Genomic DNA, 13,715 nt, shown 5'->3' with positions numbered 1-13,715 from the left:
GGCATGGACTGGAACGCACTCCTTCTCGACCAACTGGAATGGCACTGGGCCAACCACCTGCGCCCGCGCCTCGACGGGCTGACCGACGAGGAGTACTTCTGGGAGCCGGTGGCCGGGTGCTGGAGCGTGCGCCCGCGCGGCGCGAGCAGCGCCCCGATCGCCGCCGGGAGCGGCGGGTACGTCATCGAGTTCGCGCTGCCCGAGCCGGACCCCGCGCCGGTGACCACGATCGCCTGGCGGCTCGGGCACCTCATCGTCGGCGTGCTGGGCGTGCGGGCCGCGTCGCACTTCGGCGGGCCCGCCGTGGACTACCGGACCTTCTCCTACGCCGGCACGGCCGAGCAGGCCCTGCGCCAGCTGGACGAGGCGTACGCGGCGTGGCGGGACGGCGTGCGCGGGCTCGGCGCCGAGAGGCTCGCCCGGCCCTGCGGCCCCGCCGAGGGCCCGTTCGCCGACGAGCCCCTGGCCGCCCTCGTGCTGCACATCAACCGCGAGGTGCTCCACCACGGCGCCGAGATCCTGCTCCTGCGCGACCTGTACCGCGACCGCGGCGCCCCGCGCTGACCCCGGCGGTACGGCCCCGCGGCGCCGGACGCCCCGGCCGTGCGGGCCGGATGCGCAGCCCGCACGGCCTCTGGGGGGCCGGGCGCTGACGCCGGTGCCCGCCGCACGCAGGCCTCCCGCGCGGCGGGCACCGGACGCGCCGTCAGTGCGACAGCGGCGCCTCCGTGGTGTCCACCAGCACGCACTCCGCGATCGGCCCCTCGGCCACCCTGGCCCAGATGCCGGCGATCACACCGCCGTCGTTCTCCGAGACGCTGAACTCCAGCACCCCCGTCCGCCCCTCACCGATCACGCGCGGGTCGATGACGAAGCCGGGCTCGCTTCCCTCGGGCATGGGGAACACCGTCAGCGGAGCCTCCTCAGCGCTCAGGAAGCGGGCCGCGCGCGGCTGCGGGCTGCACTTCTTGCCCTGGGGGATGTAGTCGACGACCACGTTCGCCCCCATCTCCCGCAGGTCCTCCTGGAGGCCCTTCGGGTCCTTGGCCTCGTTGATGGTGATGTGGATGAGGCCGTCGGCCCCCTTGCTCACCGCGTACGCGGGCGTGCCGCCGAACAGCAGCGGCACCGCCACCACCGCGGCCGCCGCCGCGGCCGCCAGGCCCAGGGCGGGGGCCAGGACGGTGGGACGCGGGAGGCGGCGCTTCGCCGGTGCCCTGTCGATCTCGCTCATCACGAACTCCTTGAGCAGTCGGTGACGGCCCTCGGGAAGATCGCGCTCAGCCGGCCAGTTCATCGGATCTCCTCCTTGTCGGGGCCTCGGTCACCTACTACCTGTCGCGGAGGGGGAGGCGGTTCCCCGGCACCGGCGAGTTTCCTGCGGGCCCGTGACAGCCGGGACCTGACCGTGCCCACCGGGATGCCCAGCGCCTCGGCCGCCTGGGCGTAGCCGAGGCCCGCCCACACGCAGAGCGCGAACACGTCCTGCTCCTGGCGCCGCAGCCGGGCGTACGCCCGGTGTACGGCGGCCAGCCGCTCGGCGTCGTGGATGCGCCCCACGACCTCGTCGGCGAAGTCCGGTGTCTCCTCGCCCCTCGGCAGCCTGGACAGGGCGTCGTCGTGCCGGCGGGCGGCCCGGCGCACGTTGCGGTGCACGTTGGTCGCGATGCCGAGGAGCCAGGGCTTCAGCGAGCCGCCCTCCGGGTCGATCCTGGCCCGTAACCGCCATGCTTCCAGGAACGTCAGCGCCATCACGTCCTCGGCGGCGGACCAGTTGCCGGTCAGACGGAAGGCATGGTTGTAAACGGCCTTCGAGCACTCGTCGAAGAGTTGTCCGAAGGCCGCCTGGTCCCCGCCGCGAATGCGGGCGCGCATAGACATGTCCACACATCTCTACTGTCTGCACGCGCCCTCCGGTTCCGCCTGACCGCTCCCGGCCGTCGACGGAGTACGCCGCCGGTTCCCGGCACGCGTGCGCCTCCGCGCGCCTCCGTGCCCGTCGGCCACCGGATGCGGGCACGCCGGAGTGCCGTGGCCCTACTTGTGCCGGAAGTAGACGAACAGGCGGCCGTGGTTCTTGGAGTCCTTGTCGATGCGGTGGTAGAGGGCCTTGATCTCCTTCTGGTCCAGGAAGCGCAGGACCTTCTTCTTCAGCTGGCCCGACCCCTTCCCGGGGATGATCTCGACCTCGGTGGCCCGCTTCCGGATGGCCTCGTCGATGATCCCGCGCAGCGCCTTGTCGATCTCCCCGCCCCTGTTGTAGATCGGGTGCAGATCCAGCTTGAGCTTCAACGTGTCTCCTCCATGCGCTCGCGGGTGTCCGGACCGGCTTCCGCCCCCGGCGCGGAGCGGCACGCTCCACGCTACGGCCTCCGGTCCGGTGCGGACAGCCCGCCCGCGGCCCCTCTCCCCGGGAAGCCTGGAGTCAGCGAGCAGGGAGCCCGCGTCGGGCAGGCCGGTCACCGCGCAGTCGGGTCACCGCGCAGTCGGCGCCCTCGTTCTCGGCTCCGGTGGTCGCGGCGACCCGGAGGGGGTCGCCGCCCCATCGGCGCGCGACGGCGGGGCACTCCGGCCACCACCCGACCACCGGAGTGGAGGGTGCCGGACCCTCCGGGCTGCTGCAGTTTCTTCTTACTTGCGAGTTATTCGCAACAAGGTTACTCTCGGGGCGCCCCACCGACCCCGGGAGGAGACCCATGAGGCTGGCCCGGTGCCTGGCCGCCCTGGCCGCGACGTCCGGCCTGCTGACCGCCGCCTGCTCGGCCCCCTCGAACGGCCCCGCGGCCCCGTCCGCCGACGCGTTCGTGATCGGCCTCGGCTCCGAGTTCGACACCCTCAGCCCCGTGATGGGCTACGCGCCCGACGGCGGATCCCTCATCTACGAGGGGCTGATGAGCCGCGAGGCCGACCTGTCGCTCACCCCGGCGGTCGCGGCCGCCCCGCCGACCGTCTCCGACGACGGCGAGACCGTCACCTTCACCCTGCGCGAGGGCCTGAAGTTCCACGACGGGACCCCGCTGACCAGCGCCGACGTCGAGTACACCTACGAGGCCGTGCTGGACGGGGCCAACGCCTCGCCGATCCGGGGCGACTTCGCCGCGATCGAACGGGTCGACGCGCCCGACCCCTCGACCGTCGTGTTCCGGCTCCGCCACCCCTACGCGCCGCTGGTCCAGCGCACCACCCTGGGCATCGTGCCCGAGGGCGCCCCGCTGACCGGTGACCGGCCCGTCGGCTCGGGGCCGTACCGGTTCGTGTCCAGGACCCCCGGGGACAAGATCGTGCTGGAGGCGAACCGGGACTACCGGTCCGGCCCGCCCGCGCTGGACCGCCTGGTGCTGGCCTTCGCCGAGGACGACAACGTCCGCGCGACGCGGATGTCCGCCGGGGAGTTCGACGCCACGATCCTGCCGCCCCGCGCCGCGGCGCGGTTCGAGGGGCAGCGCGGCCTCACGGTGCACAAGGTGCCCAGCGCCGACTACCGCGGCATCATGTTCCCCCTCGACCACCCGGTCACCGGCGACCGGGCGGTCCGCAGGGCGCTCGGCCTGGCCGTCGACCGCCAGGCGATGGTGGACACCATCCTCGCGGGGGCGGGCACCCCGGCCTTCGGGCCCGTCTCCCCCGACACCTCCTGGCACAACCCCGAGGTGACCGGCGCGCCCGCCGGTGACCCGGAGGCCGCGCGCCGGCTCCTGCAGGACGGCGGCTGGCTCCCCGGCGGGGACGGCGTCCGGGTCAAGGACGGCGTGCGCGCCGCGTTCACGCTGATGTACCCGGCGGGCGACTCGCTCCGCAAGGAGCTGGCGCTGGCGGTGGCCTCCGACGCCAAGGCCGTCGGGCTGGACGTCCGGCTCGCCGGGCTCGACTGGGACGCCATCGAGCCGCGCATGCGCGAGGACGCCCTGATCATGGGGTACGGCAGCCCGTACGACCCCGACTACGTCAACTACGAGCTGTTCCACTCCTCCTACGCGCGCCAGGGCTTCTTCAACCCGGGCGGATACGAGAGCCGCGAGGTGGACGAGCTGCTGGAGACCGGCCGCCGCTCCGGCGACCCCGCCGAGCGCAGGCGCGCCTACCTCCGCTTCCAGAAGATCGTGCACGACGACGCGGTCTGGACCCACCTGGTCTTCCTCAAGCACGTCTACGTCATCCGCGGCGACCACCAGGGCGTACGGCCCGGCGTGGAGGCCCACGAGCACGCCCTCGGCGGCCTGTTCCGCGACATCCACACCTGGAGACCGGCCGCGTGAAGCACGGAACACAGCACCGGGGTCCCGGACCGGCGCCCGGCGGCGCGGAGCGCGCGGCCCCGCCCCCGCCCCCGCCCCCTGCTCCGGTCCCGGGCGCAGGCGCCCCGCGCCGCTCCCGCGGCACCGCGGCGGCGCTCGGGCGCATGGTGGCCTGGCGGGCGGCCTTCGCCGTGCCGCTGCTGCTGGCGGTGACGGCCGGCATGTTCGCCCTGGCCAAGGCCTCGCCCTTCGACCCGGTCCGGCAGTACCTCGGCGACCGGGCCGTGGTCACCGATCCGGCGGTGGCCGAGCGGATCCGCGCCGAATGGGGCGTCGACCGCCCCGTCCTGGAGCAGTACACCGCCTGGCTGGGCAACCTCCTCCAGGGCGACCTGGGCGAGTCGCGGTCGCTGCACCTGCCGGTCGGGCAGGTGATCGCCGAGCGGCTGCCGTGGACGCTGCTGGCCACCTCCGCGGCGATCGTGCTGATGCTCGCCGGGAGCCTGGCGGCCGGTACGGCCGCCGCCCGGTGGCGCGGCTCCTGGCTCGACCGGCTGATCACCGGAGGCGTGCTGGCGAACGAGGCGGCCCCGGTGTTCTGGCTCGGCCTGCTGGCGATCTGGGTCTTCTCGGTGAAGCTGGACCTGCTGCCCGCGGGAGGCCTGACGGACGCGGCGTCCACCACCGTGGAGATCGGCGACCTGGCCGCGCACATGGTGCTGCCCGTCACGGTCCTGGCCGTCTCCCAGTCGTCGTGGCTGGTGCTGTACGTGCGCGAGTCCGTCATCGGCGTGCTGCGGGAGGACTTCGTCATCGGCGCCCGCGCCCGCGGCCTGCGGGAGCGCACGGTGCTGCTGCGGCACGCGCTCCGCTCGGCGCTGCTGCCCTTCCTCACCCTGCTGGGCGCCCGGGTCCCGGAGCTGGTGACCGGCGCGATCCTGGTGGAGAGCGTCTTCTCCTGGCCGGGCGTGGCCTCGGCCTCGGTGCAGGCGGCCCTGGCCGCGGACTTCCCGCTGCTGGCCGCGCTCACCCTGCTGGGCACCCTGGCCGTGCTGGGCGGCAACCTGCTGGCGGACGTCGCCTACACCCTCGCCGATCCCCGCGTCCGCACCCTGGGAGTGAGCTGACATGGCCTCCTTCCCGCGGCTGAAGGCGGGCCTCCGCGCTCGGAGCGGGGCGGGGACCGCGGCCCGGTGGCCGGTGCGCCTGGCCGCCGCCGTGCTGGCGGTCCTCGCCCTGGCGGTGCTGCTCGTCCCGCCGCTGGCCCAGCTCGACCAGCAGCTGGTGGACCTGCGCTCGGCCGGTCGGCCGCCGTCCCTGTCCCATCCGCTCGGCACCGACCAGGTCGGCCGGGACGTGCTGCTCCGCTCGATCTACGGGCTGCGCGTGTCCTTCCTGGTCGGCCTGGTGGCCGCGCTGGTCAGCATGGTGATCGGCGGCCTCGTGGGGCTGGTCTCGGGCAGTCTCGGAGGCATGCCCGACCGCCTGATCATGCGGGCCGTCGACGGTCTCGCCTCGGTGCCGCACCTGCTGATGGGGATCTTCATCGTGGCGCTGTTCTCGCCGAGCCCGGTCGCGGTGGTGGTCTCGGTGGGGATCACGCACTGGATCACCGCCGCCCGCATCGTCCGCTCCGAGGTGCTCTCACTGCGCTCCCGGCCCTTCGTGGAGGCGGCGATCTCCGGCGGGGCGGGCAGGCTCCGGGTGGTCCGCCGCCACCTGCTGCCCCACCTGGCCCCGCACCTGCTGCTGGCCACGGTGCTGATGATCCCGCACGCCATCTGGCACGAGACCGCGCTGAGCTTCCTGGGGCTCGGGCTGCCCCCGCACCTGGCCTCGCTCGGCAACATGATCAACGACGGGCAGCGCTCCCTGCTGGCCGGCGACTGGTGGTCCAGCCTGGTGCCCGGCGTGTTCATCCTGGTGCCGACCCTGGCGGTGAGCGTGCTCGCCCAGCACTGGCGCGACCGGCTCACCCCCCGACTGCGATCGGAGCTGACGCTGTGACCGGAGCCGTTCCCGCCGGACCGGCCGCCCCGGCCGGAGGCGCCCGGGCCGCGGGCGCCGGGCGGGCCACGACGACCGCGACGGCTCCCGCGCACGCCGCGGGCTCCCCCGGGAGCCCCGCGGACCGCCGGCTCCGGGTGGAGGAGCTGACCGTCTCCTTCCGGCTGCCCGGCGCGACCGTGCGGGCGGTCACCGGCGTGCGCTTCGAGGTGCGTCCCGGACGGTGCCTGGCGCTGGTGGGCGAGTCGGGCTGCGGCAAGTCGGTGCTCGCCCACGCGCTGCTCGGGCTGCTGCCGGGCAACGCCGAGGTCTCCGGGCGGGCCTGGCTGGAGCAGGACGGGCAGGGGTTGGAGCTGCTCGGCGCCCCGCAGGCCGTACTGGCCCGGCGGGTGCGCGGGCGCGCGATCGGGCTGATCCCGCAGAGCCCGGCCACCCACCTGACGCCGGTGCGGACCGCGCGGGCGCAGCTGGAGGAGGCGCTGCGGGAGCTCGGCCATCCGCGGCCGCGCGAGCGCGCCGGCGAACTCGCGCTGCGGCAGGGCCTGCACCCCGCCGACCTGGACCGCTACCCGCACGAGCTGTCCGGCGGCATGGCCCAGCGGGTGGCGAACGCGATGGCGCTGGCCGGGGACCCGTGGCTGATCCTGGCCGACGAGCCGACCGGCGGGCTGGACCGGCCGCTGGTGGACAAGGCGATGGACGCGCTGCGCGCACTGTGCGACGAGGGGCGGGCCGTCCTGCTGATCACCCATGACCTGCGGGCGGCGGAGCGGGTCGCCGACGACCTCGCCGTGATGTACGCCGGGCGCCTGGTCGAGACCGGCCCGGCCGCGCGCGTCCTGGACCGGCCGCGCCACCCGTACGCCGCGGGGCTGGTGGACGCCCGGCCCGACCGGGCGTTCGTCCCGATCCCCGGCATGCCGCCGGAGCTGACCCGCCTGCCGGACGGCTGCGCCTTCGCGCCGCGCTGCGCCCGGGCCGACGCGGCCTGCGCGGCGCCGCCGGTGCTGGCGGACGGCGTGGCCTGCCACCACCCCGGGGAGGACGGCCGTGCTTGAGGCCCGCGACGTCACCGTCCGGTACGGCCGGCAGGTGGTGCTGGACCGCGTCTCGCTCCGCGTCGAGCCGGGGCGGGTGACCGGCCTGGCCGGCCCGAGCGGCTGCGGCAAGTCCACGCTGGCGCGGGTGCTGGCGCTGATGCTCCGCCCGTCGGGCGGCTCGGTGGTGCTGGACGGGCAGGCCGTGGGGCGCTGGCGGCAGCGGGCACCGCGGGCGCAGCGCACCTCCGTCGCCCTGCTCTACCAGCAGCCGCGCCTGGCGGCGGACCCCCGCCTGACCCTGACCGAGATCATCGCCGAACCGCTGGCCGCGGCGGGGCGGCCCGACCCGGAGCGGGTGGCCGCGCTGGCCGCCGAGACGGGCCTGACCCCCGACCTGCTCACCCGCCGCCCGCACGAGGTGTCCGACGGGCAGTTGCAGCGGGCGTGCGTGGCCAGGGCGCTGGTGCTGGAGCCGCGTTACCTGATCTGCGACGAGATGACGACCATGCTGGACGCCTCCACCCAGGCGCACCTGGTCGCGGTCGTGGAAGCCTACCGGGAGCGGAGCGGGGCGGGCGTGCTGGCCGTCAGCCACGACGACGCCCTGCTCGACCGCTGGGCGCACCGCCGGGTGCGGCTCGGCGAGACGGAACTCGGCGAGGCGGCCCCGGCCCCGGGGTGAGGGGCCCGGCGCCCCCGGGACGGGGAGGGCGCCGGCCTACGCCCTGCGGTGCAGGTAGTCGACCAGGGACGCCTTCTCGGTCTCCAGCATGTCGATGCTGCTCTTGACGACGTCGCCGATGCTGACGATGCCGACCATGCGGCCGCCGGAGACCACCGGCAGGTGCCGGATGCGGCGGTCGGTCATGGTGTGGCGCAGGTCCTCGACGTTGTCCTCCGGCGAGCAGGTGTGGACGTCGGTCGTCATGATGGCCGAGACGGGGGCCTCGAGCACCGCGGCGCCGCGGTCGTGGAGGTGCCGCACGATGTCGCGCTCGGAGACGATGCCCGCGATCGACGAGCCGTCCGGCGACACCACCACGGCGCCGATGTTGTTGTCCGCCAGGACGCCCAGCAGCCGGGTGACGCTCGTGTCCGGGTGGACGGTGGCCACGTTGGTTCCCTTTGCCTGAAGTATCCTGCCGATCAGCATTGGCACCACCTCGGTTCAGCCTGGCTCGGGGGGTATCCCCTTACAGTGCCCCGCCGCGCCTGCGGCTAAGCGCCCGCGCGGGCAAACACCGGATGACGGCGGGAGCCGCTCCTCCGGCCGGCGGGGCGGCGGCCAACCGGTCCTCCGCCCGGGGGCACGGCGGGGCGGGTCAGCCCGCGGGCAGCAGCCGCACCGCGTCGAGGGCCAGGGAGAGCTCGACGATGTCCAGCGGCCGGGCCAGTGACCGGCCGGTGAGCTGCTCGATCCGGCGGATGCGGTTGAAGACGGTGTTGCGGTGGCAGTAGAGCTGCCCGGCGGCGCGCATCGCCGACCCCTCGCAGCGCAGCCACGCCTCCAGGGTGCCGAGCAGCACCTCGCGGTCGGCGGGGTCCAGGGCCAGGACCGGCCGGAGCACCGCGGCGCTCAGGTGGCCGGCCAGCTCGGGCTGGCTGACCACCAGCGCGGCGGGGAGCCGGTCCTCCAGCCGGGCGATCTCCGGGCCCTCCCCCGTGCAGGTCCGCAGGGCCAGCTCGGCCAGCCTGCGGGCGCGCCCCAGCTCGGCCAGGCCCTCGACCACCGGGCTGATCCCGGCGCAGCCGGTGACGTGCGGGCGCAGGGCCTCGGTCAGCTCCCCGACCTCCCTGTCCTGGAGCAGGGCGACCGCCACCTCGTAGTCGGGGCGCATGCGCCACAGCAGCCGGACGGCGCCCAGGCCCGCCGGGCGGGACTCGTCGTCGGCCTGGCCGCCGCGGCCGGGCAGCCGGGTGATGACGACCGCGTAGCGGCCCAGCTCCGGCAGGTCGAGCGCGGCGGCGGCGCTGCGGACCAGCGCCTCGTCGGCGCGGTCCTCCAGCAGGGCGTCGAGCAGGGCCTGGACCCGCTCGTTGGTCCGGCCGAACAGCTCGGCCTCCCTTCTCCGGTAGGACTCGGCGGCGGCGACGGCCTGCCGGTCGACGGCGTGCCACACCTTGGTGGCGCTGCGGATGAGCAGCGGCAGGCTGTCCGGTTCCTCCTCCGCGACGACGCCGACCAGGCCGTCCCACATCACCTCCGCGGAGATCCGGTAGCTGCGCAGCAGCGAGTCCATCGGCAGTCCCTGCTCGGCGCGGCGGCGGGCGGTCTTCTCCGCCTGCTGCACGTCGCGCCGCTCCGGCCGGGGCAGCAGGATCGCGCCGATGCCGGTCTCCATGGCCTCGTACACGCTCTGCCAGTGGTCGTCGGTGGGCACCATCCTGCGGTAGGCCTCGTCGGTGTCGCGCGTCTTGGCCACGAGTTCGTCGGTGAGTTCGTGCAGGCGTCCGAGCAGCCGGCTCGCGGCCAGCCGCATGATCCTGCGCACCTCGTCGTCGGCCGCGGTCCGGATCCCCATCTGGCCATGGTGGCCCGGTACAGCGAGCGGAACAAGATTCTGTTTCGTTTCGTGATCCCGCGTTGTGCTGGAGCACAACGTGCGCCGTCCCCCCGTGGGCGTCCGCCCCGACTTCACCCCGCCCTCTGGACGCGGGTGAAGGACCTGGGTTGGGTGCGTTCATCGGTTGTCAGGAGGCATACATGAACGTCCACGCCTCCCGGCCGCCCGGAGCCTCCGGGCTGGCGGTCAGGGATCTGGCGGTGAACTACGGCCCCGTGACGGCCCTGCGCGGGGTCTCCCTCGACGTGCCGCGCGGGGCGGTCGTGGCGGTGCTCGGCGGCAACGGCGCGGGCAAGTCCACGCTGCTGCGCGCCGTCTCGGGAACGCTCCGCTTCCAGCGGGGCGGCATCACGGCGGGCGGGATCAGCTTCGACGGCGCGCCGCTGTCCGCGGCGGGCACCTCGGCCGTCGTCGCGCGCGGCGTCGTCCAGGTGCCGGAGGGGCGCAGGGTCTTCGCGCGGATGACGGTGGAGGAGAACCTGCGGGCCGGCGCGCTCGGGGCGCGGGACCGCAGGGCCGCCGCCGAGGCGCGGGAGCGGGTGCTGGAGCTCTTCCCGGTGCTCGCCGAGCGGGCCCGGCAGCGGGCCGGCCTGCTGTCGGGCGGCGAGCAGCAGATGCTCGCCATGGGCCGCGCGATGATGGCCTGCCCGCAGATGCTCCTGCTCGACGAGCCCACCCTCGGGCTGGCGCCGCTGATGGCGGCCCGCATCGCCGAGACCGTCCGGGAGATCAACGCGCAGGGCACGACGGTGCTCCTGGTGGAGCAGAACGCCGCGATGGCCCTGTCCCTCGCCTCCCACGCCTACGTGCTGGAGGTCGGCGAGGTCGTGCTGTCGGGTCCCGCCGGGGAGCTCGCCGCCAGCGACGAGGTGCGCCGCCGCTACCTGGGTGTCGGCGGCGACGCCGAGGCCCGGCCGACCGGCGGGCCCTCGCGGCGCCCCGCGCTGAGCAGGTGGCCGGCATGACTCTCCCCCCTTCCCCGTCCCCCTCCACGGCACCTCCCGGGCGGTCCGCATGAGCGATACATACCAACCGGACGGTATGGAACCGTCCATCCCGCGGCTGGAGGTCCGCGACGTCACCGTCCGCTTCGCCGGGCTCACCGCGCTCGACGCGGTGGGCTTCACCGTCGAGCCGGGCAGCGTGCACGCGGTCATCGGCCCGAACGGCGCGGGCAAGTCCACCTGCTTCAACGTCCTGTCGGGGGTCTACCGGGCCACCTCGGGCAGCGTGCGGTTCGGCGGGGCGGAGCTGACCGCCCTGCCGCCGCACCGCATCGCGGAGCTGGGCCTGGCCCGCACCTTCCAGAACATCGCGCTCTCCCCCCGCCTGTCGGTGCGCGACAACATGATGCTCGGGCGGCACCGGCTGACCCGCGCCGGGTTCGTCGCGGCCGGGCTGCGCCTGCCGTCCGCCCGCAGGGAGGCGGCCCTGCACAACGCCCGGGTGGAGGAGATCGCCGCCTTCGTCGGCCTGACCGACCGGCTGGACGCGCCCGTGGGCCTGCTCCCGTACGGCGTGCAGAAGCGGGTCGAGCTGGCCCGCGCCCTGTGCATGGAGCCGAAGCTGCTGATGCTCGACGAGCCGGTGGCCGGCATGAACGGCGGCGAGCGGCGCGACATGGCGGAACTGGTCATCGCCGTCAGGGAGAGCCTCGGCATCTCGATCCTGCTGGTCGAGCACGACATGGGGATGGTGATGCGGCTCGCCGACGCGGTGACGGTCCTGGACTTCGGCAGGCGCATCGCCGACGGCCCTCCGGAGAAGGTCCAGAACGATCCCGAGGTCATCCGGGCGTACCTGGGCGCGACGAGCGAGACCGAGGAGGCCGCTTCGTGAGCACTTTCATCGAACTGCTGGTGAGCGGGATCTCCGTGGGCGCGGTCTACGCGCTGATCGCCCTGGGGTTCGTCGTCATCTTCAAGGCGACCGAGGTGGTGAACTTCGCGCACGCCTCGCTGCTGCTGGTCGGCGGCTTCGTCGTCGCCAAGACGCACCCGCTGGTCGGCTTCTGGCCGGCCCTGCTGCTCGGCGTCGCCGGGGCCGCCGCCCTCGGCGCGCTGATCGAGTTCGTGGTCATCCGCCGGGCGAACGTGGTCTCGCACAGCGTGCTGGCGATCGTGACGATCGGCGTCGACCTCATCCTGGTCACCGAACTGACCCGGCGGATCGGCACCGACGTGCTCGCCCTCGGCGACCCGTGGGGCAGCCAGGTGCTGCGGCTGGGCTCGGTCAACATCCCGGTGACCCGGATCGCCGCGCTGGTCGCGGCGGGCGTCGTGATCACCGCGTTCCTGCTGGCGTTCAAGTACACCAGCTGGGGCATCGCGATGCGCGCCACCGCGGAGGACGCCGAGACCGCCGCCCTGATGGGCGTGCGGCGCGGCCGGGTCTCGATGGGGGCCTGGGCGGTCGCCGGGGCGCTGGCCGCTGTCGCGGCACTGTTCATGTGCGTCTTCCCCACCCCGGGCCTGGACCGGAACGTCACGGCCGCGGCGATGAAGGCCTTCCCCGCGGCGATCCTCGGCGGCCTGGACTCCACCACCGGGGCGCTGGCCGGCGGGTTCGTCATCGGCATCACCGAGTCGCTGGTCGGCGGCTACCAGGAGGAGCTGGCCTTCCTCGGCCGGGGGCTCGGCGACGTCGCGCCGTTCCTGGTGATGGTCGTCGTGCTGCTCATCCGCCCCGCGGGGCTGTTCGGGACGAAGGAGCTGGCCCGTGTCTAGCCCGGCAGCAAGGAGCTGGACCGTGTCCAGGACCGTGACCGTCGCCTGGTGGGCCGCGGTGGCCGCCGGCGTCGTCATCGCGCCGTTCTACCTCGACGCCGTCTGGCTGCAGGACGGGCTGTTCGCGATGGCGGCGGCGATCGGCGCGATCGGCCTCAACCTGCTGACCGGCGCCACCGGGCAGCTGTCCATGGGCCACGCGTTCTTCCTCGCGGTCGGCGCCTTCGGCTACGTGTACTTCGCCTCCTCGCCGAGCCCCGACGGCGAGTTCGGCGGGCTGGGCCTGCCGACCCCGCTGGCGGCCGTGCTCGCGGTGCTGCTGGCGGGCGCCGCGGGGGGCCTGTTCAGCCCCATCGCGGGCCGGCTCAAGGGCGCCTACCTGGGCATCGCCACGCTGGCGCTGATCTACATCGGCCACTTCGTGATGACCAACGCCACGCCCGTCACGGGCGGCCACAACGGCCGGCCGGTGCCGCCCATGGAGCTGTTCGGGTTCGCCTTCACCGACACGCCCGAACCCCTGGTGATCGCCGGGGTGCCGTTCGGCGCGCTGGAGCGCCTGTGGTTCCTCGGCGCCGCCGCGCTGCTCGGCGCGGGGCTGTTCGCCCGCGGCGTGCTGCGGGGCCGCCCGGGCCGGGCCATGAACACCATCCGCGACCACGAGATCGCGGCCGGGGTGATGGGCGTCCCGGTGACCCGCTACCGCGCCGGGGTGTTCGTGCTGTCGTCGATGTACGGCGGACTCGCCGGCGTGCTGATCGCCCTGGTCTTCCGGCAGACCGTGCCGGACTACTTCAGCCTCATCCTGGCCCTGTCCTACCTCGCGATGATCATCATCGGCGGGCTCGGCTCCGTCGCGGGGGCGGTGATCGGCGCGTTCTTCGTCTCGATGCTGCCCGCGCTGTTCACCCGCTACAGCGACGCCCTCCCCCTGGTCGCCCCCACCGGCCAGGAGGGGATCGGAGCCGCCGAGGCCGCCCAGATCCTGTACGGCCTCGCCGTGGTGGTCGTCGTCCTCTTCCTCCCCGGCGGGCTGTTCGGCCTGTTCACCCGCGCGCGCCTGCACCTGGCCCGCCGGACGCCGGCCGCCCCGCCCGCCAAGCCCTCCCTCACGCCCACCCCCGAAGCAAGGAACGGATGACC

15 protein-coding genes are annotated in these 13,715 nt (G+C 74.5%); 10 read left to right on the top strand and 5 right to left on the bottom strand.

Annotated elements, in window-relative coordinates; genetic code table 11:
- Positions 1–3: 3 nt before the first annotated feature.
- Complete coding sequence (locus tag ABD823_RS27065; RefSeq protein WP_344864394.1) at positions 4–564, top strand: DinB family protein; 561 nt, start codon at positions 4–6, stop codon at positions 562–564.
- Positions 565–706: 142 nt separating this feature from the next.
- Here ABD823_RS27065 and ABD823_RS27060 read toward each other — a convergent pair whose 3' ends face one another.
- The 3 genes from ABD823_RS27060 to ABD823_RS27050 all read right to left on the bottom strand — a co-directional run bounded on the left by ABD823_RS27060 (position 707) and on the right by ABD823_RS27050 (position 2,292).
- Positions 707–1,297, bottom strand: a complete 591-nt coding sequence (locus ABD823_RS27060) for a hypothetical protein (protein ID WP_344864392.1) — start codon at positions 1,295–1,297, stop codon at positions 707–709.
- Positions 1,294–1,875 carry an RNA polymerase sigma factor gene (locus tag ABD823_RS27055; RefSeq protein ID WP_344864390.1) on the bottom strand — a complete coding sequence of 194 codons (582 nt, stop codon included), beginning with the start codon at positions 1,873–1,875 and terminating at the stop codon, positions 1,294–1,296. The genes ABD823_RS27060 and ABD823_RS27055 overlap by 4 nt, the downstream gene beginning before the upstream one ends.
- 162 nt (positions 1,876–2,037) lie before the next feature.
- On the bottom strand, positions 2,038–2,292 hold the full coding sequence (locus ABD823_RS27050; protein WP_344864388.1) for a Smr/MutS family protein: 255 nt from the start codon (positions 2,290–2,292) through the stop codon (positions 2,038–2,040).
- 404 nt (positions 2,293–2,696) lie between these two features.
- On the opposite strand from ABD823_RS27050, the gene ABD823_RS27045 reads away from it, so the two are divergent.
- The 5 genes from ABD823_RS27045 to ABD823_RS27025 are packed head-to-tail and all read left to right on the top strand — an operon-like array spanning position 2,697 to position 7,964.
- Positions 2,697–4,256 carry an ABC transporter substrate-binding protein gene (locus ABD823_RS27045; protein ID WP_344864386.1) on the top strand — a complete coding sequence of 520 codons (1,560 nt, stop codon included), beginning with the start codon at positions 2,697–2,699 and terminating at the stop codon, positions 4,254–4,256.
- Positions 4,253–5,362, top strand: coding sequence for an ABC transporter permease (locus tag ABD823_RS27040; RefSeq protein WP_344864384.1), 1,110 nt, complete (start codon positions 4,253–4,255; stop codon positions 5,360–5,362). Before ABD823_RS27045 ends, ABD823_RS27040 begins: the two co-directional genes overlap by 4 nt.
- Position 5,363: 1 nt before the next feature.
- Positions 5,364–6,242, top strand: coding sequence for an ABC transporter permease (locus ABD823_RS27035; RefSeq protein ID WP_344864382.1), 879 nt, complete (start codon positions 5,364–5,366; stop codon positions 6,240–6,242).
- Positions 6,239–7,300: an ABC transporter ATP-binding protein gene (locus ABD823_RS27030; protein WP_344864380.1), complete on the top strand. Its 1,062-nt coding sequence runs from the start codon at positions 6,239–6,241 to the stop codon at positions 7,298–7,300. Before ABD823_RS27035 ends, ABD823_RS27030 begins: the two co-directional genes overlap by 4 nt.
- Positions 7,293–7,964 carry an ABC transporter ATP-binding protein gene (locus tag ABD823_RS27025; protein ID WP_344864378.1) on the top strand — a complete coding sequence of 224 codons (672 nt, stop codon included), beginning with the start codon at positions 7,293–7,295 and terminating at the stop codon, positions 7,962–7,964. The genes ABD823_RS27030 and ABD823_RS27025 overlap by 8 nt, the downstream gene beginning before the upstream one ends.
- 36 nt (positions 7,965–8,000) lie before the next feature.
- Here the strand turns inward: ABD823_RS27025 and ABD823_RS27020 are convergent, their stop codons facing one another.
- Both ABD823_RS27020 and ABD823_RS27015 read right to left on the bottom strand, forming a co-directional pair.
- The gene (locus ABD823_RS27020) at positions 8,001–8,435 is read right to left on the bottom strand and encodes a CBS domain-containing protein (protein WP_344864376.1); all 435 of its coding nucleotides are present in this window, start codon (positions 8,433–8,435) and stop codon (positions 8,001–8,003) included.
- Between the two features lie 169 nt (positions 8,436–8,604).
- Positions 8,605–9,804 carry a PucR family transcriptional regulator gene (locus tag ABD823_RS27015; RefSeq protein ID WP_344864374.1) on the bottom strand — a complete coding sequence of 400 codons (1,200 nt, stop codon included), beginning with the start codon at positions 9,802–9,804 and terminating at the stop codon, positions 8,605–8,607.
- Between the two features lie 182 nt (positions 9,805–9,986).
- Here ABD823_RS27015 and ABD823_RS27010 point away from each other — a divergent pair, with 182 nt between their 5' ends.
- From ABD823_RS27010 to ABD823_RS26995, 4 genes are all read left to right on the top strand, one after another.
- Positions 9,987–10,811 (top strand): ABC transporter ATP-binding protein, encoded by an 825-nt coding sequence (locus tag ABD823_RS27010; protein WP_344864372.1) that lies wholly within the window; start codon positions 9,987–9,989, stop codon positions 10,809–10,811.
- Positions 10,812–10,887: 76 nt separating this feature from the next.
- Positions 10,888–11,685 carry an ABC transporter ATP-binding protein gene (locus ABD823_RS27005; protein ID WP_344864370.1) on the top strand — a complete coding sequence of 266 codons (798 nt, stop codon included), beginning with the start codon at positions 10,888–10,890 and terminating at the stop codon, positions 11,683–11,685.
- Positions 11,682–12,572 (top strand): branched-chain amino acid ABC transporter permease, encoded by an 891-nt coding sequence (locus tag ABD823_RS27000; protein WP_344864368.1) that lies wholly within the window; start codon positions 11,682–11,684, stop codon positions 12,570–12,572. Before ABD823_RS27005 ends, ABD823_RS27000 begins: the two co-directional genes overlap by 4 nt.
- A gap of 22 nt (positions 12,573–12,594) precedes the next feature.
- Positions 12,595–13,713 carry a branched-chain amino acid ABC transporter permease gene (locus ABD823_RS26995; RefSeq protein WP_344864366.1) on the top strand — a complete coding sequence of 373 codons (1,119 nt, stop codon included), beginning with the start codon at positions 12,595–12,597 and terminating at the stop codon, positions 13,711–13,713.
- Positions 13,714–13,715 lie beyond the last annotated feature (2 nt).

Origin of the sequence: Planomonospora alba (assembly GCF_039534085.1) — a bacterium.
GTDB lineage: Bacteria > Actinomycetota > Actinomycetes > Streptosporangiales > Streptosporangiaceae > Planomonospora_B > Planomonospora_B alba.
The sequence above is the reverse complement of the archived record's forward strand: the minus strand, read 5'-3'. Positions and strand labels throughout refer to the sequence as shown.

What these genes read in the sequence shown, in the direction of transcription:
- ABD823_RS27045 (WP_344864386.1), top strand. Translation starts at nt 2,697, where the DNA reads ATGAGGCTGGCCCGGTGCCTGGCCGCCCTGGCCGCGACGTCCGGCCTG.
- ABD823_RS27005 (WP_344864370.1), top strand. Translation starts at nt 10,888, where the DNA reads ATGGAACCGTCCATCCCGCGGCTGGAGGTCCGCGACGTCACCGTCCGC.
- ABD823_RS27020 (WP_344864376.1), bottom strand. Translation starts at nt 8,435, where the DNA reads ATGCTGATCGGCAGGATACTTCAGGCAAAGGGAACCAACGTGGCCACC.
- ABD823_RS27055 (WP_344864390.1), bottom strand. Translation starts at nt 1,875, where the DNA reads ATGCGCGCCCGCATTCGCGGCGGGGACCAGGCGGCCTTCGGACAACTC.
- ABD823_RS27060 (WP_344864392.1), bottom strand. Translation starts at nt 1,297, where the DNA reads ATGAACTGGCCGGCTGAGCGCGATCTTCCCGAGGGCCGTCACCGACTG.
- ABD823_RS27065 (WP_344864394.1), top strand. Translation starts at nt 4, where the DNA reads ATGGACTGGAACGCACTCCTTCTCGACCAACTGGAATGGCACTGGGCC.
- ABD823_RS27015 (WP_344864374.1), bottom strand. Translation starts at nt 9,804, where the DNA reads ATGGGGATCCGGACCGCGGCCGACGACGAGGTGCGCAGGATCATGCGG.
- ABD823_RS27010 (WP_344864372.1), top strand. Translation starts at nt 9,987, where the DNA reads ATGAACGTCCACGCCTCCCGGCCGCCCGGAGCCTCCGGGCTGGCGGTC.
- ABD823_RS27035 (WP_344864382.1), top strand. Translation starts at nt 5,364, where the DNA reads ATGGCCTCCTTCCCGCGGCTGAAGGCGGGCCTCCGCGCTCGGAGCGGG.